Below are 24017 nucleotides of genomic sequence, written 5' to 3' on the forward strand. Positions count from 1 at the left end.
ATCGGCACATCATGGGTATCGAAAATCACAGCGACAAGTTCGCCGCCGCCCCCCGCGCGGACGGGCTGACCAATCTTGTTGGGCTTTCCCGCGAAGAGCTGGAGGCAACGCTGGTTGCCGCCGGTTTCGAAAAGTTCCGCGCGCGGCAGGTCTGGCACTGGATCTACCATCGCGGCACCACCGATTTCGCGCAGATGTCGACGCTGGCCAAGCCGGCGCGGGAAAAGCTGGCGGCGCATTTCGTCGTCGACCGGCCCATCCCGATGAAGGCCCTGCTGTCGGAAGATGGCACGCGCAAGTGGCTCTGCCGCTTCCATGACGGGCAGGAGGTGGAGGCTGTCCACATCCCCGAGGAAGATCGCGGCACGCTGTGCGTCTCCTCCCAGGTCGGCTGCACGCTGACCTGCCGTTTCTGCCATACGGGCACCCAGCGCCTGGTGCGCAATCTGACGGCGGATGAAATTGTCGGTCAGGTGATGCTGGCCCGCGACGATCTGGGCGAATGGCCCAGCCCGCCGGATGGCCGGATGCTCTCCAACATCGTCATGATGGGCATGGGGGAGCCGCTCTATAATTACGACAATGTCGCCAAGGCCTTGAAGATCATCATGGATGGGGAAGGTATCTCCATCTCCAAGCGGCGCATCACCCTGTCTACGTCGGGTGTGGTGCCGATGATGAAGCGGGCGGGCGCGGAATTGGGCGTCAACCTCGCCGTTTCCCTGCACGCGGTGAATGATGAGCTGCGCGACCGCATCGTGCCCATCAACCGCAAGTACCCGATCAAGGAATTGATGGAAGCGGTGCGGACATATCCGGGCCTGAACAATGCCCGGCGCTGCACCTGGGAATATGTGATGCTGAAGGGCGTGAATGACAGCATGGCGGACGCGCGCGAGCTGGTGCGCCTGATCCGCGGCATTCCGTCCAAGATCAACCTGATCCCCTTCAATCCCTGGCCCGGTTCGCCGTTTGAACGCAGCGATTGGGACCAGATTGAGAAGTTCAGCGATTATCTGAACGAGGCCGGCTATGCCAGCCCGATCCGCCGCCCGCGTGGCGACGATATCCTGGCCGCCTGCGGCCAGTTGAAGAGTGAGAGCCAGCGCGCGAGCGCTTCCCAGCGTTCCGCCCAGTTGGAACAGCACAAGATCCTGGCAGCCGAATATGCTGCCCAGATCGCGGCCAAGGAGGCGGCACTGGCGCTGTGATACCAATCTCCCGGGGCGGCAGACCCGGCAGTCGGTTGCCCGTGCCCAATAATGCTGGAAGCCGTCGCTGTCGGGTTTGCCTTGGGGCCGCAACCACTTTCCGCCGGGACAGCGGACGATGCGGTGCTTGGCTTGCGCGCTCATGGGGGAATGGTGTCACAGTTTGTCGCTGCTGAAGCCCCCGCCCCTGGCGGGGATTTTTGCTGTGGCCCACCACCAGCGCACATTTCGGCACCTGCTCAAGAAAACAGGCCCCGCCACTGGCGGGGCCTGAAGTTTTTGGGGAAGAGATAATCAAGAACGAAGAACTGAAAGGGGTCCGCCCCCGGCCCGCGCTACCCGCCAAGAGGGGCGGGGGAGGCGGGCCGGCAGGGGCCGGGGACGGTACCCAGATCGCCAAAGCCGATGGCCGGACGGGTGGGCGCCGTCCGCCGTCAACCCGATGCCGATGGGGCGTCGTATCGGGTGGCGATATTGCTTATACGTCACACTCAAGAAAAACCTTCGCGGCTGTTGCATTTTTTTTCGGGCTTTTTTATGCAAGAGGGGAGGCCCCCAGCCGACAGCTTCCCGAATGGCTGCCCGTATAATGCATGGGCAGCCAAACATGGCCGCACATCCAGACGGCCCTGACGGGAAGAGGTACCTGGCGGGGCACATGGAACCAAGGTGTGACGATGAAGGTTGCCGTGCCGACTCCCAAGGATGCGGTGGAGCCGTTGCTGGATGACGACATGCTGTTGGCCCGCATAGCCAACGGCGACAGGGCGGCGTTTGCGGTGCTGGCCAACCGGCACACGGCGCGCGCCCTGGCTGTTGCCCAGCGTATCCTGGGCAGTGCCGGGGAAGCGGACGAGGTGGTGCAGGAAGCCTGGGTGCGTGTGTGGGCGCGCGCTGGGCAATGGCAGGCGGGCGGCAGCGCCCGTTTTTCCACCTGGCTGCACCGGGTGGTGGTCAATCTCTGTATCGACCGCCGCCGCCGGCCGGGTTTCGCCCCGCTGGAGGATGCCCCGGAAATGGCCGATCCGGCCCCGGGTGCGGAATCCGTGATTGCGCGGCGGGAAATGTCGGCACAAATGGCATCGGCCATGGCCGACTTGCCGGAACGGCAGAGGGCAGCCATTTCCCTGTGCTATTATGAGGAGATGAGTGCTGCCGAGGCGGGACGGGTGATGGAACTGTCCGTCCCCGCCGTCGAGTCGCTGTTGGCACGGGCACGACGCGCCTTGCGCGGTCGGCTGGCAGCGATGGGGGTCACCGGGGTGGGGGAGAATGAAGGATGAACCGAACAGACAGGATGGCTGAACCCGAAACGGGCGCCATGAATTTGGCCGCCTTTCGGGAGATGCTGGATATGCATGGCGCGGCCATGCGCCGCTGGCCGGCCGAACAGCGCGCGGCCGCGCAATCGCTGCTGACCCGTTCCCATGCGGCGCGGGTGGCCTTGCGGGAAGCCGCCGCCCTGGATGCGCTGCTGGATGCCATGCCGGCCCCGCAGGTGGATGCAGCCCGGCTGGACCGCGTGGTGTCGGGCGCGCTGGCGGCATTGCCGCTGCCGGGGCCGGCGGTCAACAGCAACCGCAAACCGCAGCGCCCGGCGTCCCGCTGGGGGCGGGGCCGATTGCTGGCGCTTTTATGGGGGCTGTTGCCCTCCCCCGGCTGGTCGCGCGCCGCCAGCCTGGCCAGCTGCACGGCCTTCGGCCTGCTGGTGGGGATGCTGACGCCGCTGCACGCCAGTTCCGCCAGTACCAAACCGGCGGGCGCCCCCATGGCTTCCCACCCGGTGGAGGAGACGGGCAGCAACCTGCCCGCCCTGTTCCTGGCCCCCTATTCCCTGGAAAGCCTGTTTGAATGAGTGGCCAGAACCTGTTGCGGACCGCCCTGCTGGGGTCGGTCGGCCTGAACCTTTTCCTGCTGGGCATGTTGGTGCCGGACTGGCTGGGCCATAGCCGCCAGCCGGTAGCAGGCTCACCCGCCATCAGCGGGGCGATGCCGGGCCCGGCACGTGACCTGATGCTGTTTCGCCAGTCGCTGAACGACCTGCCGCCCGCCGATGCCGATATTCTGCGCGATGTGCTGGAAAAAGGCGGCGGCCGGTTCAGGCTGGCCGGGCCGGAGGTGCGGGGCCAGTTTGAAACCATGCTGGAGCTGGTCAAAGCCGACCCGTTCGACGCCCCGGCCCTGCTGGCCGCGTTTGAACAGCTTTCCGCCAAGCGGGATGCGTTGGACCGGGCGCGCGTTGCGGAAATCGTGGAAGCCCTGGCGAAGATGTCGCCGGAGGGTCGGCGCAAACTGGCCGAGTCCCGCTTTTCCCGTCGATTTGTCGACGGTGGCGGGGCGGAGGGGGAACCGGGTGACGGAATGGGACCCCATCCCGGCGCCATCCCGATGAACCGCGACCGCATGGTGAACCCGCCGCCGTCTGCGCAATGATGCCTTCCCCGCTTGCGCGGGGGAGGCCGGGAAATGACAGACGGGCAGCCCCCTACCCTTTCTTCGGCCCCCCGCGCGCCAGCGGGTGGTGGCGTTCCACCGTCTGTTTCAGCCGTTCGCCCACCACATGGGTGTAAATCTGCGTGGTGCCGATATCGGCATGGCCCAGCATCTTCTGCACCGAGCGCAAATCCGCCCCATGATCCAGCAGATGGGTGGCAAAGCAATGGCGCAGCACATGCGGGCTGACCTTGGACGGGGGCAGGCCCGCCTCCATCGCCAGTTCCTTCAGCAACTGGCCGAAACGCTGGCGGGTCAGCACGCCTGCCGCCGCGCGGGAGGGGAACAGGTAATGCTGCTGCTTGCTCTCCCGCCCCGGCGTCATGAAATAGGGCCGGTCGGGCAGATAGGCCGTCAGCGCCTCGCGCGCCGGCACGGAAAGCGGCACCAGCCGTTCCTTGCCGCCCTTGCCGCGCACCACCAGGGCGCGGCCATCGCGCATCAGCGCCGCCACCGGCAACCCCACCAGTTCGGAGACGCGCAGGCCGGTGGCATAGAGGATTTCCAGCAGGGCATTCAGCCGCCGCCCCTCCGGCGCGCCCCGGCGGGATGCTGCGGCCAGCAGGGCCACCACATCCGCTTCCCCCAATATCTTGGGCAGCGGCCGGCCCTGGCGTGGGGTGTCCAGCACAGAGGCCGGGTCTTCCGCCCGCACCCCTTCCGACACCAGGAACTTATAATATTGCCGCAGGGCCGACAGCCGCCGCGCCACCGTGCGCACGGATGATTTTGCCTTCACCTGATCGGCGGCCAGATGGTCCAGATAGGCCCGCAGATCGTCGCTGCTGGCCCGATCCAGTGCCGGGCGGGCCTGGGCGGCCAGGAAGGCGGCGACATCGCCCAGATCGCGGCGATAGGCATCACGCGTATTGGCGGAGGCGGCGCGCTCCGCCACGATCATGTCGAGAAACCCATCCACCCAGGGCGGCAGCGGGGCCGGCGCCTTGCGCGGGCGGCCAGGGCGTGCCTTGGCCCCGGTCGGTTTTTCCCCCGTTACCGCCATGGTTCAGCCGACCGGACGCAGCAGGCTGGCGATGGCCTCCACCGCCAGACGGCGGGCCTGATCCTTCAAGCCGGCGCGGTTGAGATTGGCGACAATCTCGGCAATATCCGTCGCCGCCGCACCGGCCACCCCTTCCGGCCCCAGCAGCGCCACCGCATCCAGCCAAGCCGCCGCCTTGGATTTGCCGCCCACCGGGCTGCCATCGGCAAAGGGGGGCTGCGGATCGGGCGTGCGTTCCAGGGCCGACAGGATCAACAGCACCTGATCGGCCTGATCGCGCGCAGCATTGCCGCCCAGATCGCGCAGCCAGCGGGTCTTGTCGATCTCCACCTCCCGCACCAGCCCATAGGCGGCGGCCAGCGGCCAGAGCCGGGCAAAGGCCCCTTCATCCTTGTTGGCGTTGTAATCATCGCGGGCCAGGGTGATCCAGGGGGCCGCCGCCTTGGGATCATCCTGCAGCAGGGCCAGCCGGGCCACCAGCGGGGCCACCACGGCAAACCCCACCGTCAGGCGGAAATCTGCCGTCTGTTCCAGCAGCAGCCGGCCATAGGTGCCCGCCTGCTGGCCGGTGCTGGCAGCCACCATGCCGGCCTTGAACAGGCCGGCCTTGGCGGCGGGAGCCGGTTCGGCGCGCAGCGCCTTCACCAGTTGGGCGCGGAACAAAGGGGTGGCCTTGCGGGCCGCCGCGGCCGTCATGGCCTTGGGGTCACCGCCTTCCACCTGTTCATAAAAGGCGGTCAGGGCCGTGGCCTCCATGCCGCCCAGCAGGGCGGCGCGTTCGGCAAAGCCCACCCGCTGCACGAGCGGGATCTGTTCCGCCCGCGCCAGGGCCGCCAGCGGGCCGGCGGCATTCACCTTCATCTCCGGCGGGGGCAGGCGGCCGGATGCCAGCATCAGCGCCAGTTGCACCGGGCTGGGTTCCGCCACCCCTTTCACCGGGGTCTTCTGCGCGGCGGCTGCCGCTTCGGTCAGGCGGAAGAAGATATCGTCCTTGTCGCCCTGTTCGCGCAGGATATCGATGCCCAGCAGGGCCATATCGGTATTGCCGGCAGCGATCTGGCAGACCATCTGCCATTTCTGCCAGGAAGCATGGTTGAACCGGCCAAGAAAATCGCCGACACGGGTGCAGGCCCGTTCGCGGTCGCCGGCCAGCCAGGTCAGTTCCGTCCAGGCCGTGGCCGTCGCCTCGTCCTTCAACGGTTCGTTGGTCATGTCCAGCAGGGCATCAGCCCCGGCCAGATCGCCAATGCGGGTCAAGGCCTCTACCCGCAGGGCGGCCAGACTGCGCGCTGCCGGTTCCCCGGCGGGCAGGTCGGCCACGCTCAACAGCAGCCGGCGGGTGCCGTCGCGCAGCGCGGGGGAAGACAGGCCGGCCGGGATGCCGGCCAGCAGCGCTTCGGCCTCCACGCGGGAGGTGCCGGCCCACAGATCGGCGGGAAAACCGCCCTCATTGGCGCGCAGCGTGCCCACCCCATCTGGATCGGGGGCCTTCAACTCCTCCACCATCATGCCGCTGGGGGCGCGGGGGCTGGGGGCATTGGCGGCAGCATCGCCGCCGCCGCCCGCCCCGTCCGCCGGGGGAGTGTCCAGCGGCAGGGCGCTGCGCCCGGCCCCATCGTTGGCCGGGGCCGCCAGCGGATCGGACGCGGGGCGGTCAGGCGCGGGGGCGGCCGGTGCCGGAGAGGTTGCCGGCGGCTGATCGGCCGGCCGGGCCTGGGGGAACAGGGGCACAGGCGCCCCCGATTGCGCCAGGGCAGGACCGGCCAGCAGGCCCAGCGCCACCCCGGCCAGCAGCAGCGCCCGCACCGGCGCCCTGCGGCGATCAGCCGAACCGGTCATTCGGTATCACCCGTTCCACCGGTTGCGAGGGTGCCGGCATGTCCCAGGTGGCCAGGAAGGCGAAACCGCCCACCCCCGTAACCAGGACCAGCAACAGCAGGATCGACAACAGCTTGCTCATGAACAACCGGTTCCAGGCGCGCCACGGAAAAGGAACGACCCCGCCCCCGGCGCGTCGTAACGGGGGCCGATCGGGCCGGTTGCCGGGCCCCCGCCACAGGGGCGGGGCCGGCCCCCCGGCCTTGGGGGATGCGGATGGCGGTCGGCCCATGCTATGGAAACCGCCGACACCGGCCAAACCAACCCCGCCACCATACCGCCCGGTGCCGGGGCTGGCAACGCTGCCACATTCCGGCCGCCTTCATTGGATCAGAAAGCCCATGTCCGCCAAAAGCTCCGGCCCCGCCATTCCCAAGACCATCGTGCTGATCGGCCTGATGGGGGCCGGCAAGACCAGCATCGGCAAAAGGCTGGCCGCCCGGCTGGGCCTGCCCTTCGTGGATGCCGATCATGAGATCGAACGGGCCGCCGGCTGCACCATCCAGGAAATATTCGACCGGTTCGGGGAGGCGGGGTTCCGTGATGGGGAACGCCGCGTCATCGCCCGGCTGCTGGAACAGCCGCCGGTGCAGGTGCTGTCCACCGGCGGCGGTGCCTTCATGGATGCGCAGACCCGCGCCATGATCCGTGACCATGGGCTGTCGGTCTGGCTGCGCGCCGATCTGGACCTGCTGGTCCAGCGCACGGCCCGGCGCGACCATCGGCCGCTGCTGCGCCAGGGCGAACCGCGGGAGGTTCTGGGCCGGCTGATGGAAATCCGCTACCCCGTCTATGCCGAAGCCGACCTGACGGTGGACAGCGACGACAGCCCGCCCGACCAGACCACCGAACGGGTGCTGGCGGCCTTGCGCGCCCATCTGGCGCTGGGGGACGGGGGGGCAGCCGATGCGGTTCCCATCCCGGACGGTGAAGATTAAACCAAGGGTGAACCCGCTGTTGGCTCCTGCCAACCAGAACTCTGAACACATTCACCGTCTGACCAGACCCTAAATCATCAGATCAGCGGTCGGCTTTTTCAACGGGCCTGGGAGATTGGTATAATAGCAAACGGCCGGCCCGATAAGGGGCCGGCCGCTTCCTGGACCATTTGCTGGGGGTGCCACGGCACCCGTGTAAGCGACGCCCGATCAGAAGGCGTAGGTCAGGGACGCCACAAAACGCGAATCGGCGTTCTTGTCGCCCTTCACGTCGGTGTCGATATACTTCAGATCAACAGTGAACGGCGCGAACTTCAGGGCCACACCGGCGCTCCAATCCTTGTAATCGGTGCCGTTTTCCAGCTCATTGAAGCCGATGGCGCTGTTGATCGAGATCATGTCGGTCACAGCAAAGCTGAAGCCCGGCGACAGGTACCAGGCATTGCCGCCCGCCGTGCCGAAGAATTTCGGCGAGTAATAGACCTTGCCGGTCAGGGTCAGCTTGTCGATGGCATAGGCCAGATCCAGGCCCGCCTCGAAGTAATTATACTTCAGATCGCTGTCCGCACCCGGATAGGTGTAGTAGAGGGCAGTAACCGTATAGGTCAGGTTATCCACCGTGTTGGTATAGCCACCGAACACGTCCAGCTCGACATCGGCATCGGTGCCGAAATCGACATTGGAGCCCCAGGCGCCAACGAAGAAGCCGCTTTCATGGTTGACGGTCAGGCCGGCCTGGAAGGCAGGATCTTCCTGCGTCTGGCTGACGCCACGGAACACGTAATCAGAGGTGATGGCGGCGGAACCGGTGAAGGTGAACGGGGATTCAGCCTGGGCCGCGGACGCGCCGGCGAACATCAGGGCAACAACGGCCGTGGAGGCGAGCAACCGGGAGAAACGCATGAACCACTCCATTATGAGGCATTATGTTTAGGGTCCGTCCGCACAACAGCAAAAGCGATGCCAGTTTGCCGGAGGCCAGACCCAGACAACCGAAATATGTAGGTTTGTTCACTGAACGGCCAGATACCGTTATATTGCTGTGCAACAATCCCGCCGACTGTTGCAAAATAAATACGCAGTTGCGCCAAACCTGCCTAAATTATGAACGTTTGCACATAAAAGCACAGGCCGCCTTGTGGGGCGGCCTGTGCGGGTAACCAGATCGGGTATAAGGCCCGGATCAGATGTAGTAAGCCTTCAGCGGTGAGAAACCGTTGAAATTCACCGCACTATAGGTGGTGGTATAGGCGCCGGTGGCCAGAATGGTCACCTTGTCGCCGATCTTCAGGCTGTCCGGCAGGTGATATTCCGCCTTTTCATAGAGCACATCGGCGCTGTCGCAGGTGGGGCCGGCCAGGATCACCGGGGCGGCCGGGCCATCGCGCTCGGTCTGGATCGGATACTTGATGGCCTCGTCCATCGTCTCTGCCAGACCGCCGAACTTGCCGATATCCAGATAGACCCAGCGCTTGTCGTCATTGGCCGATTTGCGGGAGATCAGCACCACTTCAGATTGGATGATGCCGGCATTGCCCACCATGCCGCGCCCCGGCTCGATGATGGTTTCCGGGATGCGGTTGCCGAAATGGCGACGCAGGCTCTCATTGATCGCCTCGCCATAGGCCTGGCTGGTCGGCACATCCTTCAGATAACGGGTGGGAAAGCCGCCGCCCATATTGACCATCTTCAGGGCCACACCCTTTTCCTCACAGGCGCGGAAAATCTCCGCACAGGTGGAAAGCGCGATATCCCACTGGCGCAGGTCGCGCTGCTGGCTGCCGACATGGAAGGACACGCCATAGGGCACGACATTCATGGTCGCTGCCTGCAGCAGCAGTTCCTTGGCCATGGCGGGTTCACAGCCGAACTTGCGCGACAGCGGCCAGTCAGCCCCTTCACCCGAGGTCAGGATGCGGCAGAAGACGCGCGCCCCCGGCGCATGGTCGGCGATCTTTTCCAGCTCTTCGATGCTGTCAAAGGCGAAGAGATTGACACCCAGTTCATGGGCCGTGCGGATATCGGCTGCCTTCTTGATGGTATTGCCGAAGGAGATGCGGTCGGCCGAGGCGCCGGCCTCCAGGCAATACTGGATTTCCGGCACCGATGCCGTGTCAAAGCAGGAACCGGACTGCGCCAGCAGGCGCAGGATTTCCGGGGCCGGATTGGCCTTCACGGCATAGAAAATCCGCGCGTCCGGCATGGCGCCGGCCAGCTTGGCATAATTGTCATGCACGACGTCGAGATCCACCACCAGGCAGGGGGTGGCGGGGGACTGTTCGGCAAAGAAACGGGCGATCTTCTCGGTCATCGCGGACTCCGAGGCCAAGCAAATTGGATGATGTCGGGTGGAAAAGACAGTATAGCCGGACCCATCCCGGGTCCGGTTCCGCTCAAGCGTGCCGCAACGGCCGGCCCAAGCGGGTCAGATACTGGTCACAGAACCAGCAATGCCCCGCACGCCATAGGCCGGGAGCTGACTGAAAAGACGGAGAAGGGCAGGCACGGCGGGCCCACCGACAACAACAAGTACCATCGTAGCCTCCAATTCGCCGCCTTGCTTAAGGGACGGACGAGGATACGCGTTACGTCGTTGCATAACCCCACCGGGTCGACGGCTCCGTCATCCACCTTTATGTGCTTTCATCCTTGAAAGCAGGCGGCGACGGGTGTGGGGGCCATAGGCACGTGCGCTGCGAATGCGCGCTATATAGGGCCGAAGCCCGTGAGGATAAAGCGCTTTTTTGTGTCGGTTCGATTAAATTCTGCAGATCAGGGGCGCAGGCGATTCAAATCAAAATTTCGCCACTTTCGCCGCCCATTTTTATCTCACGGGCCGATCAGCTCAGGTTCTGGGAAATGCCGATGCGTTTTGAGACACCCCGTCTCGGCCGCCCCCAGGTGCCCCCCTCAGCGGATCAGCCCTTGTCAAAACCGGTTCTGCCCCGAACCGGTGATATTCTCGGCCACCGCAGATGCCCCCGCGGTGGCCGTTTTCTTTGGCGGATTTCCTGGCATCCGCCCCGCCCTTTCTGGCATCGTGCGGCCCCGACCCCGCTGCCGGAGTGACCGATCATCGTGCGTGCCGCCCCTTCCCCCACTGCCGCCGCTTCACCGGGCGCCTTGCTGGAAGCGCGTGCGCTCACCTGTCTGCGCGGGGCCCGGCTGGTTTTCACCCAGCTGGAATTCAGCCTGGCCGCCGGCGGAGCGCTGCTGCTGGTCGGCCATAATGGCAGCGGCAAATCCAGCCTGCTGCGCCTGCTGGCCGGGCTGTCGCGCCCCTTTGCCGGCGGGCTTTTCTGGCAGAACAGCCCGATTGCCGAGGATATGGAGGCGCACCGCGCCCGGCTGCGCTATGCCGGCCACCAGGATGCGGTGAAACCGGCCCTGACGGCGCTGGAAAATCTCTGCGTCTGGGCCGGGCTGGACGGGCTGCCCAATGCCACGGTCCGGGCGCAGGCCGCCCTGGCCCAGGTGGAGCTGTCGCACATCGCCGATATGCCCGGCCGCTACCTGTCGGCCGGGCAGAAGAAGCGGGTCAATCTGGCCCGGCTGGCCCTGGCCCCGGCGGCCCATGCGCCCCTGTGGTTGCTGGATGAACCGGCCACCGCCCTGGACCGCGACTCGGTGGCGCGGCTGGCCGCCCTGATGGCGCGGCACCGGGGGGATGGCGGCATGGTGGTGCTGTCCACCCACAGCGCCATCGATCTGCCGGGCGCCCAGGTGCTGGACGTCTCCCGGTTCAGCGCCGATGCGGACGATGCCGATGATGAAGCAGCCGATGGGGAAGCGGCATGAAGGCGATCTGGCATCTGCTGCGCCGGGAATTGCGGTTGGCCCTGCGCCAGGGGGCCGATGCCGCCATGGCCGTGCTGTTCTTCGTGCTGTGCGTGGTGATGTTCCCCTTCGGCATCGGGCCGGAGCCGGGCATCCTGGCCCGCATCGCGCCGGGCGTCATTCTGGTGGCGGCCCTGCTGGCCTCCCTGCTGTCGCTGGACCGGCTGTTCCAGGCCGATCATGAAGATGGCAGCCTGGAACTGCTGGCACTGTCCCCGCCGGGGCTGGAGGCGGTGGCGGTGGCCAAGCTGGCGGCCCATTGGCTGGTGACCGGCCTGCCGCTGATCCTGGCCTCCCCCCTGCTGGCCCTGTTCCTCAACCTGCCGGCCGAGGGTTTTCCCATTCTGCTGCTGGCGCTTGCCATCACCACGCCGTTGCTCAGCCTGATCGGCGGGGTGGGGGCAGCGCTGACGCTGGGGGCGCGGCGCGGGGGCGTGCTGCTGCCGCTGCTGGTGATGCCGCTATACATCCCCGCGCTGATCTTCGCCGCTGCCGCCATCGATGCCGCCCTGATGGGCCACAGCGCCCGGCCGCATCTGCTGTTGCTGGGCGGTTTGCTGGCTGGGGCGGCCACACTGGCCCCCTTCGCCGTGGCCGCCGCCCTACGCACGGCCCTGGATTAACGGCCCCAGCCTATATCTTTGGGATATAACACCCCCCATTACGGCTTGCCCGAAAGGCAGGGTTCCCATAAGGTCGATTTCCCGGCCGGAACCGCCACCAAACCTGATTGCGGTGAGATCATCTCAACAGGTTCAGCGATGACGGGGTCTGGAATCAAAGGGCCGCCATGGCTTTACCGGCCATGGCACAACAGGCCCGGCCAAATGCTGACGGGGGGGTGATTTGCTGGGTTTCTTCACACGCAGCGAACAGGTCATCATTGTTGATGACGATCACGTCCGTTCCGTCACCATCGGTCCCCGCCAGCGCCTGCGCCCGGCGCTTTATGTCGGTCTGGCCCTGCTGGGCATGGTCGCCGCCCTGGGCGGCTGGATCGGTGTCAGTGTCAGCCTGGATCACAGCCGGAAAGACATCGCCAATGTGGAGCAGGGTGCCGATACCCTGGCCCGCCAGCTGGCCGAAAGCCGCGACCAGCTTTCCCGCATGGCGGAGGAGCTGGACAATGCCCGCAATGCCCTGAACACCGCCCTGGCGGAAGAGCAGGAGGCCCGCACCCGCATCGATGCCGCCTTCAATGCCCTGGCGGAGGCGGAGCAGCCAGGCGGTAAGCCGCTGCGCCAGGTGCTGCTGGCGGCGCGCGCCGAACTGGCCCCCCTGCGCATCAAGGGGGAGGAGGGCGGCAGCCATCTCAGCGCTGCCGAACAATCGCTGGCCGCCATCACAGAGGCCAGCCAGGAATTTGCCACCCGCCGCGCCCAGGCGGCCGCCGCCGCACTGGAACTGTCCATCGGCGGGCTGTCGCAGGAAGAAGGCAATCTGCCCACCCTGCTGCTGGCCAGCAGCGGCCTGTCCCGCGCCCTGGCAGAGGCGCAGGCCGACGCCCTGCGCCGCTATGGCGAAGCAGAGTCCGCCAAGGCGGAGCGTGACGCCATGGGCGTGCGGCTGGCCGCCGCCGAACAGCGCATGTCGGCCGTGGCGGCCGGTCAGGTGGCCTTGCTGTCCCGCCTGAACGGCCATGCCCAGTTGCGCGTCGGGATGCTGGAAAGCGAGCTGAAGGGCACCGGCATCAATCTGGATAAGGTTCTGTCCGCCATGGCCGACCAGCCAGCCGCCAGCGGTGGCCCGCTGGTCGGCCTGCCCGCCCTGCCGGAAGCGGCACTGCCGCCGGAAGCGGTGGCCGCCCTGCAGCAGCTGGAGGCCAGCCTGGACCGTCAGGCCAAATTACGCTCCCTGAGCAATTACCTGCCCCTGACCCCGCCGGTGGATAATTTCTATACCTCCAGCGGTTTCAGCAGCCGGCGCGACCCCTTCACCAATGAATGGGCCACCCATACCGGCCTGGATCTGGTGGCCCGCGAGGGCTCCCCCGTCACCCTGCCGGCCGCCGGCAAGGTGGTGGCCGTCACCTTCGATGAAGGCTATGGCCGCATGGTGGAGGTGGACCATGGTTTCGCCGTCCATACCCGTTATGCCCATCTGGGCAAGGTGCTGGTGAAGCAAGGCGACATTCTGGACCCCGGCAGCCAGATCGGCACCCTGGGCAATAGCGGCCGCAGCTCCGGCCCGCATCTGCATTACGAGGTTCTGCTGGAAGGCAAACCCGTGGATCCCCTGCGTTTCATGGAGAAAAGCCGGCATGTTTGCGAAGGTTAAGGAACGCATCGAGGCCGGTGCCCGCCCCGGCAATGGCCCATCCGGCAGCAATGGCAGCAGCCAGACCGGGGCGGAAAAGAAGGCCATGCCTTCCATCATCAGCCGCGACATGGTGATCACCGGCGATCTGGACACGCCGGGCGAAGTGCATGTGGAAGGCAGCATCCGCGGGGATGTGCGCTGCGCCCGGCTGATCATCGGCGCCACCGGCAGCGTACAGGGCCATATCTTCGCCGCCACCGTGCGTATCCATGGCCGGGTGCAGGGGGAGATCAATGCCGACGAGGTGTTCCTGCTGAACGGGTCCAGCGTCAGTGGCGATGTCATACAGACCATGCTGGAAATCGCCCCCGGTGCCAGCTTTGAAGGCGCGGTCCGCCGGCGCGGCGCCGATGCCGCCCCCCGGATGCTGGCCGCCCCGGTGGAGACGAAGGGCGAAGCCGGGGTTGAGGCAGAACCGCCACCGGTCACCGATGACGTTCCCCCCGCTCTGGAACCTGTCGAGTCGACCGTGACCGACCCCGTGGCCGCAGCCCCGGCCGAGAAGACGGAACCGGAGACAGCTCCCCCTACCAACGAACAGGTTCGGCCTGACCAGCCTCTTATCAATCTCTCTTGATCGTGACCGGTGGAGGGGGACTTTACGTTCAGTCGCCGGGCGCTTACGCGGTCACGGGCCCGTGATCGTTGGCCAACAAGGGGCATGTTCTTGATTATCTGCCCCACCAGTGGCGGGGCCCGTCTTCTTGAGCGGGTGCCGGGATAGGCGCTGGCAGTGGGCCACAGCAAAAACCCCCGCCAGGGGCGAGGGTTTCAGCAGCGGCAAGCCGTGACATTTGAAGTTGGAGTGGATCAGCGGGCCGTGCTGGTGGCCGTGCTGGTACTGGTGGCCGGCGGGGTGCTGCCGTTCGGCTCATCATCATCCCCACCCGAGGCGGCGACGGCGATGATGCCGGCGGCCGCAACGGCGCCGACAACCGCGGCGGTAGTCAGGGTGCCGCTGGCGACACCGGCGGCACCGGCCCCGGCGGCACTGCCAGTGGCCTGGGCCCCTTCAGCGGGGGCCGGCGTGGAGTTGCTCTGCGCCAGCGCCGGCAAGGCACTGCCGGCGGCGAGAAGGACCGCGAGCGCGGCGGCGATGGAACGACGCATCTGCTTTTCCCTATATTCTGTGGAACGCCGCCAAAATGACGGACGCATGGGGTTCGAGCCGAAACCCTGCCACAAACAAACGTCGGGAAGCTGTGATCGGACGGGGACATGCCCGTCTTTTACTGAGTAACCCAAAGGGATTAGGGTGCCGCTGCGGGGCTGGATCGGCCCGTGATGGCACCCTGGATGGCGGGATGCCACAGGCCGATATTGCCGCCGGCACCGGCAGCGATGTTCAGGCCGACCACCCGCCAGACGCCGCCTTCCTGCTGCAGCACCGGCCCGCCGCTGGTGCCCCGGCTGGCCGAACAGCCATGGATCAGCAGCCGGCCGGCATCGGTTTCCTGCAGGTTCCGCAGGGGGCAATCGCGGTCCACCATCAACAGATGCGTGCGATCCTGGCTGAAACCGGCCACCGCCACCGTCTGCCCCGCCATCGGTGCCGTGCCCTGCCAGGGCAGCGGCCGCACGCCGGCATCGCCGGACAGGCGCAGCAAGGCCCAGTCACGCCCCAGGCTGGCCCCTGGTTTGGTGCCGTCATAGCCGGCCCCCACCTGCAGCGATTCCACCGTCAGATGGGTGCGATACTCCCCCAGCGCGTAGCCGAACAGCACATGCAGGGAAACCGGCTGCAACAGCTGGCGGGTGCGGTGATTATAAAGGCAATGCGCCGCCGTTAGCACCAGCCGGGGCGCCACCAGGGTGCCGGTGCAGCGGCTGCCGATATTGGTCTGAACCCGCGCCACGGCGTCCCAGGGCGGGGTGTTGATATCAACGATGCGCCGCGCATCATCCGCCGCCACGCCGGGGGCCCGCAGCGGCGGCACATCGCCCACCCCCGCCAGGGCGGGAAAGGGGCTGAACAGCAGCAGCAGCGCCGCCAGGAAAGCCAGCCCCGGAAAACAGCGACGCCGCCCGCCGCCCGTCAAAGCCGGTGGTCGGGACCACCCGGATCGCCGGTCAGCACCATCCAGATGGCGTAATAGAAAATGCCGGCGAACGGCAGGCCGATCAGCAGCCCGAGGGCCATGTAAATCACGTACATCGCAAACATTATCCATGGATCGAACCCCGCTGGTGGTCCGGCATCGGGGGGACGGTTTGCCGTTCCAGTAACCCCGCCGCACCAGCGGTCGAACAAGCATGATGGGGCGACACCTGCCTTCGGCACCCAGACATCACGTTCCACGCCTTTATAATGATGTTCCTGGCGCACCACCAGTCGGCCCTGATGCCGCACCCCCATGCGTTGGCGAGGTGTACAATCGTGTGCTGCCCGCAATTGTCACACCCCCGATCCCCCGGTACCCTTGTTGCGCCGCAGGGATGGGGTTGTTAAGAGAGAGGCAGATCATTCCGACACCGCCCGTCACCGGGACCGGTGCCGGCATCGGAGGGGCTGGGGCCAAACCGGCAGGGGAGCCATGGCGGATCATCACGGGCGATCACAGGATATGCGCGACATGGCGGGGGCTGCTGCGGCGGAACCGCAGCCGGTCGCCGGCCCGCGCCATGTCGGCGAATGGCTGCGCCAGCAACGCGAGGCGCTGGGCTATGGGCTGCCGGAGCTGGCGGCGGGCCTGCGCATCCGCCAGCATTACCTGGAAGCGATTGAAGAGGGGCGCTGGGGCGACCTGCCCGGTCAGGCCTATACGGTGGGCTTCCTGCGCACCTATGCCCAGACGGTGGGGCTGGATGCCGGCGCCATTTTGCAGCGTTTCAAGCAGGACTCGGCCGGCCAGGATCAGGTCCAGGAACTCTATTTCCCCGTACCGGTGAATGAAAATCGCGTGCCGGGTGGGGCGGTGATGCTGATTGCGGCCCTGTTGGGCCTGCTGGTCTATGGGGGCTGGTATGCGCTGTCGGCGTCCGACCGATCGGTGGGCGATCTGGTGCCGGAACTGCCGGAACGTCTGTCCAAGCTGATCTATGGGGAACAATTGCCCACCCCGCCACCGCCGCCACCCACCACCACGCAGATGAGCGCGGGGCAGGTGGAAGCGCTGGTCGGCGCCTCCAGCCCCACCGCGCCTGAAATCGGGGCCAGCGGTGCAGCCCCCGGCCCGGCCCTGCCGCCGGCCAACCCGGCCGGTACCGCCGCTGATGCCGGGATGCCCGCCACCGACACCAGCCCCGCCGGCCCGATGGGGGAGGAGGAGAGCGAGGTGCCGCAGCTGCCCGATCTGGGCCAGGGCATGACCCCGCCGCCGCCCGCTGATCCGGCCGTGCCGGAATCAGAACCGGTGGTCACCACCGATGCGGCCCCGTCCGCCGGGGCCACCCCGGCACCCAAACCGGCGGTCACCAACGATGTGCCGCCCAGCGGCCGGGTCTATGGTCTGGCGGAAGGCAATGTGCGCGTTACCATCCGCGCGCTGGAGGACAGCTGGATTGAGGTGAAGGACGGCAAGGGCACGCTCTGGGCCTCGCGCGTGCTGCGCCGCGGTGACCTGTTCCGCGCCCCCGACGTGCCGGGGCTGATCTTGAATACCGGCAATGCCGGCGGGCTGCTGGTCACGCTGGACGGGCGCGATCTGGCCCCGCTGGGCGCCAAGTCGCAGGTGATGCGCGGGGTGCCCCTTACGCCCGACGCGTTGACCGGACGCTGAACCGCGAAGCGGCGGAAGCCTGTCTGAGAGGGGGCGGACCGGGCATACCGGTGCCGCCCCTTGTTTTTGCCCGGCCGATGGCCGATTTTCAGCAGTAACTTTCCCTTCATGCAGCCACGGCCCGGACGCCCATCGCCATGACCGCCGATCACAGCCATCACCGCCCCTGGCGCCAGATTCTGCGCCGCAAGTCCCGCCTGATCCATGTCGGGTCGGTGCCGGTGGGTGGCGATTCGCCCATCACCGTGCAGACCATGACCAACACGGTCACTGCCGATGCCAAGGCCACGATCGAACAGATCCGCCGGGCGGAGGAGGCGGGGGCCGATATCGTCCGCGTTTCCTGCCCGGATGAGGAAAGCACGGCGGCGCTGAAAGAAATTGTCGCCGCCGCCCGCGTGCCCATCGTGGCCGACATCCATTTCCATTACCGCCGCGCGATTGAGGCGGCAGAGGCGGGGGCCGCCTGCCTGCGCATCAATCCCGGCAATATCGGCAGCCATGAGCGGGTGCGCGAGGTGGTGCAGGCGGCCAAGGATCATGGCTGTTCCATGCGCATCGGCGTCAATGCCGGCAGCCTGGAGCGCGAATTGCTGGAGCGCTTTGGGGAGCCCTGCCCCGACGCGCTGGTGGAAAGTGCCCTGACCCACGCGAAAATCCTGGAAGATCATGATTTCCGCGAATTCAAGATTTCGGTGAAGGCATCGGACGTCTTCATGGCGGTTGCCGCCTATCAGGGGCTGGCCGATGCCTGTGACTATCCGCTGCATATCGGCATCACGGAGGCCGGGGGCCTGCGCGCCGGAACGGTGAAAAGCTCCATTGGGCTGGGCATGTTGCTCTGGTCGGGCATCGGCGACACCATCCGCGTCTCGCTCTCCGCCGATCCGGTGGAAGAGGTGAAGGTCGGCTATGAGATGCTGAAAAGCCTGGGCCTGCGCCGCCGGGGTGTGACCGTCATTTCCTGCCCGTCCTGTGCGCGCCAGCAGTTCGACGTGATCAAGACGGTGGAGGTGCTGGAGGAACGGCTGTCCCACATCACCACGCCGCTGACCGTCTCCGTCATTGGCTGTGTGGTGAATGGGCCGGGGGAGGCCACCATGACCGATATCGGCCTGACCGGTGGCGGCAAGAATACCCATCAGATCTATCTGGGCGGTGTCTCGGCCCATCGGCTGAAGGACCAGGGCATTGTCGACCATCTGGTCGGGCTGGTCGAAGCCAAGGTGGCGGAGATCGAAGCCGCGAAACCGGCGGCGGAATAAATACGGGGCGTGAGGGGAGGTGGCTTTGCGCAAAAAATGGGCCCTGGCCCTGGCTGGTTTCCTGCTGTTGGCGGTGCCGGGTGCCCTGGCCGCTGATCCCCCCACCCCGCAAAGCCTGCGCACGCCGGGCAAGGGTGAACCCGATCCCATCGGCAGCTATGCCAATGGCTGCATCCGGGGGGCGGCGGAATTGCCAGCGGAAGGGGCGGGATATCAGGTGATGAACCTGTCCCGCCGCCGCAACTGGGGCCACCCGGACCTGCTGGCCTATCTGCATGATCTGACGGGCAAGGCCAGTGCGGAAAAGCTGGGCCGGCTGGCCATCGGCGATCTGGGCATGGTGCGCGGCGGGCGGATGCCCACCGGCCATGCCAGCCACCAGATGGGGCTGGATGCTGATATCTGGTTCGTGCTGGATTTGCCCGAACTGCCCGCCCCGGAACGGGAGCGGGAGGATTTCGCCAGCATGGTGAATGCCAAGGCCCAGCGGGTGGACCCGGCCCGTTTCGGCCCGGCCCAGGCCAGGCTGCTGCAACTGGCGGCCGAAGATACCCGTGTGTCGCGCATCTTCGTCAATCCGGCCATCAAGCTGGCCCTTTGCCAGCAGACGGCAGGCGACCGGGCCTGGCTGGCCAAGCTGCGCCCCTGGTTCGGCCATGCGGCGCATTTCCATGTCCGCCTGTCCTGCCCCGCCGGGGCCAGCCAGTGCGAGGGGCAGGAACCGCCGCCGCCCGGCGATGGCTGCGGGGCGGAACTGATGAGCTGGTTTGAACCACCCAAGCCCAACCCCAAGCCGCCGCCCCCGCCCAAGGCCCCACCACCACCGCCCGCCGCCTGTCTGGCGCTTTACGCGGAACCTTGATCCCAAGGAGCCATGATCCATGGCTCCTGGGATTCGTATGCTCCCTCAATTGCCGGGCGCTGCCTCCAGCAGCTTGGCTTACGCGCCCGTGGGGGCGCTGAGCCGGCGGTCGCCGGCCTTCAAGGGTCATGTCCCATGCCCCTTGTTAATCAAAGGCAAAGGCATCCATTGCCAGGATGACCCGGTCGGTGCTGCTGTGCAGCAGCCGGGCCGGGGCGCCAGGCGTGCCCACCCCCATGGCCACGAACAGCGGCAGCAGATGTTCTGTCGTCGGGTGGTTGCGCCGCGCCTCCGGTGCCTGGCGCAGCCAGTCCAGGGCGGCATCCTGGCGGCCCTCCAGCAACGCGCCGCGCATCCAGTCGGCAAACTGGTTGACCCAGTCCGGCACCGGCGCATCGGGGGCCTGATAGCGCATTTCCATCAGATTATGGGTGAAGCTGCCCGACCCCAGGATCAGCACCCCTTCATCGCGCAGCGGGCGCAGTGCGGCCCCGATGCGGGCGTGCCAGCCGGCATCCCGATCCGGCTGCACGGAAAGCTGCGTCACCGGGATATCGGCGTCCGGAAAGGCCAGGGTCAGGGGTGTCCAGGCGCCATGATCCAGCCCCCGGTCGGCACTGCCAAGGGCGCGGATGCCGGCCTGGGCCAGCAATTCCCCGGCACGGTGCGCCAGGGCCGGCGCGCCGGGGGCCGGATAGCGCATGGCGAACAAGGCGGGGGGAAAGCCCCGGAAATCATGAATGGTCTCCGGCCGCTCTGCCAATGACAGGGCCGGTTCCGGCGTCTCCCAATGGGCGGAGATGGCCAGGATGGCCTGCGGGCGCGGGAACAGTTCCCCCAGACGACGCAGGAAATGATGGGCCGGGGCATCAGGTTCCAGCGCCAGCATGGGCGAACCGTGGGAAATGAAAATGGCTGGCAGGCTGGACATGGAAAGCACGGGCCCCTTGGCTGGATCATTGATCCGGCCAGACTGCCACAGGCAAGCAGGGCAAAGCACTGACGGTCATCACAGGGATGGCCGCAAGAACAGGCCAAATGACTGTGTTTGATTTTTTTTGGGGGGGAGGGAATGGTGGGCGCGGGTGGAATCGAACCACCGACCTCTCGCTTATCAGGCGAGTGCTCTAACCCCTGAGCTACGCGCCCCCTTCCGCTGATGCAGCGGGGGAAAAGATGCTGCCGAAAACGAAAAAAGCCGGCAGGTGGCCGGCTTTCGCAGCACCGGAGAGGGGGATGGTGGGCGCGGGTGGAATCGAACCACCGACCTCTCGCTTATCAGGCGAGTGCTCTAACCCCTGAGCTACGCGCCCCTCTCGTGGAGCGCGGTGATAGAGATATGGAGGCCACGTGTCAAGTCTATTTCAGCAGACAGCCGATTGCATGGGCCCCCTGCATCCAGGGCAGGGGGTGACGGATCGCACTGCACAATCAGGACAAGCCCCCCAGATTGCCGCCCCCAACCCATGATGGTAAAGAAGATCAGCGGCAAGATGGAACGCAGGCGCCAGGGGCAGGCGACGGGAATCGGAATGGACGATCACGGAGCGGAACCGGGCAAGGCCGGGCATATATGGCGGGCCGCCGCCCAGGGGCTGGCCCATCTGGACCGGGTGCTGATCGCCGCCTTGGGCTTGGGCGCGCTGCTGGGCGCTGTGCTGCTCTGGTGGCAGATTGATGGCCGCATCCACGCGCTGGAATCGGTGCTGGCCAACCAGATCCGTCTGCGGGCCAGTGCCATTGATGTGCAGATGCAGGCCGCCCAGGGCCATCTGGAGGCCTTGCGGCAGCGCGCCGAACTTTTCTATGCCGAATATCCGGCCCCGGCAGAGATGCCGCAGGGCAGCCTGCTGACCGCCTTTCTGGCCAGCAATCCCGGCAATGACCCGGCTTTGCCCTATTCCCTGGATCGGCTGCCCCCGCCCTATCTGACCAGCCAGATCGGCAATCTGATCGCCCTGTCGGCCGATGATGCCGCCCAGCAGCCGGAAATTTCCCGCGCCGATCCCGGCGCTTGGCGGCAGGAAGCGGCGATGATGGTACAGCTGCTGCCGCTGATGGCCGTGACCCAGAAAGTGGTGCCGGAGGTGCGGCGCCTGCTCTATATCTCCCGCGCTGGCATGGTGGCGCTGCACCCCTGGGTGCGCAGTGATGAAACGGACCTGCTGCTGCAATTGGCCACCACCCCGGCCTTTCGCCATGCCGGCCCGGCGCTGAACCCGCAGGGCGGCCCGGTCTGGACCCTGTCCGCCCCCGATCAGCCGGACAGGATGGTCACCCTGTCCCTGCCGCTGACCCTGGAAGGGCGGTTTCTCGGCAGTTTCACCCTGGATGTACCGCTGGCCGGCATCCGGGAAAAGCTGGGATCGGTGATCAGGACCGATGCCGCCATGCTGCTGGTGGATGGCAATGGCCATATCATCGCCAGCAGCCAGGACGGACCGGCACCCGCCTTGCTGGATGATGTGCTGCCGGGGGGCCTGGAACGGCTGGCCGGCGGGGGGCCACTGCATGGTTTCAACCAGCCCTTCACCGTCAGTGCGGCGCTGAAATCCGCGCCCTGGCACATGGTTTACGTCACCCCGCCTTTCAGCCTGTTGCTGGTGGCCATGCAGGATGTGGTGATTTCGGTGCTGGGCTTCGTCGCCTCGCTGCTGGTGCTGCTGTTCATTGTCCGCCGGCTGATGCAGCGAGCGCTGAAGGTGCGCGATCAGGCGGTGCAGGCCGAGCGCAATGCCCGCGCCGCCGCAGAGCGCGCCTTGACCGATCTACGCGCCGCCCATGATGAACTGGATTTCCTGAACCGGGAAAAGACGCGCTTCTTCTCCCTGGTCTCCCACGATCTGCGCGGGCCGTTCAACAGTATGCTGGGCATGACCCAGGAACTGGCCGACCATGCCCCGCGCATGTCAGCGGAAGATACGGCCGATTTCGCCCGCACCGTGCATGAGATGGCGCGCAAGGTATTCGATCTGCTGGAAAATCTGCTGCAATGGTCACGGGTGCAGATGTCGGGCACGCCCTTTGCCCCTATGGTTTTCCCCGTGCGTGACGTGGTGGGCGATGCGGTGCGCGATGTCGCCTCCGCCGCCCTGGCCAAGGATATCCAGGTTCTGGATGCGGTCGGCGACCGCTGGGTGCTGGCCGACCGCACCATGGCGCTGGCCATCCTGCGCAACCTGTTGATGAATGCCGTGAAATTCAGCCATCCGGGCGGGGTGGTGCATGTCACCTCCCGCGCGCAGGGGGACCGGCTGGAAATTGCCGTGACCGACAAGGGCATCGGCATGGAGCCATCGCAGCTGCAACAGCTGCTGCGCGCCGGCCCCGGTGCCAGCCGCCCCGGCACCCAGGGCGAAACCGGTACCGGCCTGGGCCTGACCCTGGTGCGCGATCTGGCCCTGCGCCATGGCGGGGAACTGCGCCTGGAAAGTGAGCCGGGCCGGGGCACCATTGCCAGCTTCACCGTCCCCCTGTCGGCCGATCCGGCCGAAACCCGGCGGCTGGCCGCGCTGGGGGTGGAATAATCCCCCCGCCACAGGGACTGGGGCTCAGGCGCTTTTCGACAGGGGCGTCGCTTCCCCGGTTTCCGACTCGGGAACGCTGAGGTTGCGCACCTTCAGCAGCTTGATGCGGCGCGGGTCGGCCTCAACAATCTCGAACACCAGCCCGGAATCGTGCTGGAAGGTTTCCCCTGGCAAGGGCACACGACCCGCCATGGAGAAGACCAGCCCGCCCAGCGTATCGACATCCACCAGTTCGTCAGCATCGAAGAAGCGGCCCAGCTGCTCCTCGAACTCTTCCACCGGGATGCGGGCATCCACCAGCAAAGTGCCGTCGGGGCGGGGGACCAGGCGTTTCTGTTCCGCCTCGTCATGCTCGTCCTCGATCTCGCCGACGATCTCTTCCACCAGATCCTCGATGGAGATCAGACCGTCAATGCCGCCAAACTCATCCACCACCAGGGCCAGATGCTGGCGGGCCTGGCGCATTTTCAGCAGCAGGTCCAGCACCGGCATGTTGGGGGTGACGATCAGCACGTCGCGGGTGATGGCCTGCAGCTCGAACGGTTTGCCGACGGCGACACAGGCCAGCACATCCTTGATATGGACCATGCCGACCACATCGTCCAATTCCTCCCGATAGACCGGCATCCGGCTATGGGCTTCGTCGGAAAAGCGCCGGATCAGGTCGGGCAGGGAAATATCCAGCGGCACGCCGACAATGTCGGCGCGTGGCACCATGGCATCCATCACCTTGCGGTGCCGCAGCTTCAGGATATTGGCAAGCAGGGCGCGTTCGCCTTCCGCCATGGAAGGCTCGGTATCGCCCGTCTCCTCAATCAGCTCCTCGATGGTGCCGCGCAGCGTATCGCCGCCGCGCACCCCCAGAATGGAGCGCAACCAGCCGCGCAGCTGCTGGCTGAAGGAGGGTTGTTCTTCGGCCCCGTCCTCGCGGGGCGATCGACTGTCGCTAAGGTCGGCCATCTTCT

22 protein-coding genes and 2 tRNA genes are annotated in these 24017 nt (G+C 66.5%); 13 read left to right on the plus strand and 11 right to left on the minus strand.

What is annotated here, in order from left to right; all coding sequences use genetic code 11:
* Nucleotides 1-11 precede the first annotated feature (11 nt).
* From rlmN to PCJ49_RS13185, 4 genes are all read left to right on the plus strand, one after another.
* A complete protein-coding gene (gene rlmN, locus PCJ49_RS13170; RefSeq protein WP_089288740.1) occupies nt 12-1211 on the plus strand; it encodes a 23S rRNA (adenine(2503)-C(2))-methyltransferase RlmN in 1200 nt (399 codons plus the stop codon).
* 677 nt (nt 1212-1888) lie between these two features.
* Entirely contained in the window at nt 1889-2494 is a 606-nt protein-coding gene (locus PCJ49_RS13175; RefSeq protein ID WP_269911446.1) for an RNA polymerase sigma factor, read from the plus strand.
* A 14-nt stretch (nt 2495-2508) separates the two neighbouring features.
* Nucleotides 2509-3066, plus strand: a complete 558-nt coding sequence (locus PCJ49_RS13180; RefSeq protein ID WP_269911309.1) for a hypothetical protein — start codon at nt 2509-2511, stop codon at nt 3064-3066.
* Complete coding sequence (locus PCJ49_RS13185; RefSeq protein WP_269911310.1) at nt 3063-3644, plus strand: periplasmic heavy metal sensor; 582 nt, start codon at nt 3063-3065, stop codon at nt 3642-3644. Before PCJ49_RS13180 ends, PCJ49_RS13185 begins: the two co-directional genes overlap by 4 nt.
* A gap of 52 nt (nt 3645-3696) precedes the next feature.
* Here the strand turns inward: PCJ49_RS13185 and PCJ49_RS13190 are convergent, their stop codons facing one another.
* The 3 genes from PCJ49_RS13190 to PCJ49_RS13200 are packed head-to-tail and all read right to left on the minus strand — an operon-like array spanning nt 3697 to nt 6667.
* The gene (locus PCJ49_RS13190; protein ID WP_269911311.1) at nt 3697-4707 is read right to left on the minus strand and encodes a site-specific tyrosine recombinase XerD; all 1011 of its coding nucleotides are present in this window, start codon (nt 4705-4707) and stop codon (nt 3697-3699) included.
* Between the two features lie 3 nt (nt 4708-4710).
* A complete protein-coding gene (locus PCJ49_RS13195; RefSeq protein ID WP_269911312.1) occupies nt 4711-6546 on the minus strand; it encodes a hypothetical protein in 1836 nt (611 codons plus the stop codon).
* Nucleotides 6530-6667, minus strand: a complete 138-nt coding sequence (locus PCJ49_RS13200) for a hypothetical protein (RefSeq protein WP_173012469.1) — start codon at nt 6665-6667, stop codon at nt 6530-6532. The genes PCJ49_RS13195 and PCJ49_RS13200 overlap by 17 nt, the downstream gene beginning before the upstream one ends.
* A gap of 259 nt (nt 6668-6926) precedes the next feature.
* Between PCJ49_RS13200 and PCJ49_RS13205 the strand changes: the two genes are divergently transcribed.
* Entirely contained in the window at nt 6927-7523 is a 597-nt protein-coding gene (locus PCJ49_RS13205; RefSeq protein WP_269911313.1) for a shikimate kinase, read from the plus strand.
* Between the two features lie 210 nt (nt 7524-7733).
* Here the strand turns inward: PCJ49_RS13205 and PCJ49_RS13210 are convergent, their stop codons facing one another.
* Both PCJ49_RS13210 and PCJ49_RS13215 read right to left on the minus strand, forming a co-directional pair.
* The gene (locus PCJ49_RS13210) at nt 7734-8426 is read right to left on the minus strand and encodes a TorF family putative porin (RefSeq protein WP_269911314.1); all 693 of its coding nucleotides are present in this window, start codon (nt 8424-8426) and stop codon (nt 7734-7736) included.
* Between the two features lie 280 nt (nt 8427-8706).
* Nucleotides 8707-9834, minus strand: a complete 1128-nt coding sequence (locus PCJ49_RS13215) for a type III PLP-dependent enzyme (protein WP_269911315.1) — start codon at nt 9832-9834, stop codon at nt 8707-8709.
* 767 nt (nt 9835-10601) lie between these two features.
* Here PCJ49_RS13215 and ccmA point away from each other — a divergent pair.
* The 4 genes from ccmA (at nt 10602) to PCJ49_RS13235 (ending at nt 14256) form a co-directional block, all read left to right on the plus strand.
* Nucleotides 10602-11321 carry a heme ABC exporter ATP-binding protein CcmA gene (gene ccmA / locus PCJ49_RS13220; RefSeq protein WP_269911316.1) on the plus strand — a complete coding sequence of 240 codons (720 nt, stop codon included), beginning with the start codon at nt 10602-10604 and terminating at the stop codon, nt 11319-11321.
* Nucleotides 11318-11983: a heme exporter protein CcmB gene (gene ccmB / locus PCJ49_RS13225; RefSeq protein WP_089288834.1), complete on the plus strand. Its 666-nt coding sequence runs from the start codon at nt 11318-11320 to the stop codon at nt 11981-11983. Before ccmA ends, ccmB begins: the two co-directional genes overlap by 4 nt.
* Nucleotides 11984-12206: 223 nt before the next feature.
* Nucleotides 12207-13637, plus strand: a complete 1431-nt coding sequence (locus PCJ49_RS13230) for a M23 family metallopeptidase (protein WP_269911317.1) — start codon at nt 12207-12209, stop codon at nt 13635-13637.
* The gene (locus tag PCJ49_RS13235) at nt 13621-14256 is read left to right on the plus strand and encodes a polymer-forming cytoskeletal protein (protein ID WP_269911318.1); all 636 of its coding nucleotides are present in this window, start codon (nt 13621-13623) and stop codon (nt 14254-14256) included. The genes PCJ49_RS13230 and PCJ49_RS13235 overlap by 17 nt, the downstream gene beginning before the upstream one ends.
* Before the next feature lie 233 nt (nt 14257-14489).
* Here the strand turns inward: PCJ49_RS13235 and PCJ49_RS13240 are convergent, their stop codons facing one another.
* Nucleotides 14490-14789, minus strand: a complete 300-nt coding sequence (locus PCJ49_RS13240; protein ID WP_269911319.1) for a hypothetical protein — start codon at nt 14787-14789, stop codon at nt 14490-14492.
* Between the two features lie 140 nt (nt 14790-14929).
* Complete coding sequence (locus PCJ49_RS13245) at nt 14930-15718, minus strand: trypsin-like peptidase domain-containing protein (RefSeq protein ID WP_269911320.1); 789 nt, start codon at nt 15716-15718, stop codon at nt 14930-14932.
* Nucleotides 15719-16213: 495 nt separating this feature from the next.
* On the opposite strand from PCJ49_RS13245, the gene PCJ49_RS13250 reads away from it, so the two are divergent.
* The 3 genes from PCJ49_RS13250 (at nt 16214) to mepA (ending at nt 19525) form a co-directional block, all read left to right on the plus strand.
* Nucleotides 16214-17398, plus strand: a complete 1185-nt coding sequence (locus PCJ49_RS13250; RefSeq protein WP_269911321.1) for a helix-turn-helix domain-containing protein — start codon at nt 16214-16216, stop codon at nt 17396-17398.
* 137 nt (nt 17399-17535) lie between these two features.
* Nucleotides 17536-18663, plus strand: coding sequence for a flavodoxin-dependent (E)-4-hydroxy-3-methylbut-2-enyl-diphosphate synthase (gene ispG, locus PCJ49_RS13255; protein ID WP_269911322.1), 1128 nt, complete (start codon nt 17536-17538; stop codon nt 18661-18663).
* 25 nt (nt 18664-18688) lie between these two features.
* Nucleotides 18689-19525: a penicillin-insensitive murein endopeptidase gene (gene mepA, locus PCJ49_RS13260; RefSeq protein WP_269911323.1), complete on the plus strand. Its 837-nt coding sequence runs from the start codon at nt 18689-18691 to the stop codon at nt 19523-19525.
* A 145-nt stretch (nt 19526-19670) separates the two neighbouring features.
* Here the strand turns inward: mepA and PCJ49_RS13265 are convergent, their stop codons facing one another.
* The 3 genes from PCJ49_RS13265 to PCJ49_RS13275 all read right to left on the minus strand — a co-directional run bounded on the left by PCJ49_RS13265 (nt 19671) and on the right by PCJ49_RS13275 (nt 20838).
* Nucleotides 19671-20456, minus strand: coding sequence for a class III extradiol ring-cleavage dioxygenase (locus PCJ49_RS13265; protein WP_269911324.1), 786 nt, complete (start codon nt 20454-20456; stop codon nt 19671-19673).
* Nucleotides 20457-20598: 142 nt separating this feature from the next.
* Nucleotides 20599-20674 (minus strand) — tRNA-Ile (locus PCJ49_RS13270).
* Between the two features lie 88 nt (nt 20675-20762).
* Nucleotides 20763-20838 (minus strand) — tRNA-Ile (locus PCJ49_RS13275).
* Between the two features lie 219 nt (nt 20839-21057).
* Here PCJ49_RS13275 and PCJ49_RS13280 point away from each other — a divergent pair.
* A complete protein-coding gene (locus tag PCJ49_RS13280; RefSeq protein ID WP_269911325.1) occupies nt 21058-23052 on the plus strand; it encodes an ATP-binding protein in 1995 nt (664 codons plus the stop codon).
* Between the two features lie 24 nt (nt 23053-23076).
* Here the strand turns inward: PCJ49_RS13280 and PCJ49_RS13285 are convergent, their stop codons facing one another.
* The gene (locus PCJ49_RS13285) at nt 23077-24012 is read right to left on the minus strand and encodes a hemolysin family protein (RefSeq protein ID WP_269911326.1); all 936 of its coding nucleotides are present in this window, start codon (nt 24010-24012) and stop codon (nt 23077-23079) included.
* Nucleotides 24013-24017 lie beyond the last annotated feature (5 nt).

It is taken from the genome of Niveispirillum sp. BGYR6 (assembly GCF_027568365.1).
Taxonomy (GTDB): Bacteria; Pseudomonadota; Alphaproteobacteria; order Azospirillales; family Azospirillaceae; genus Niveispirillum.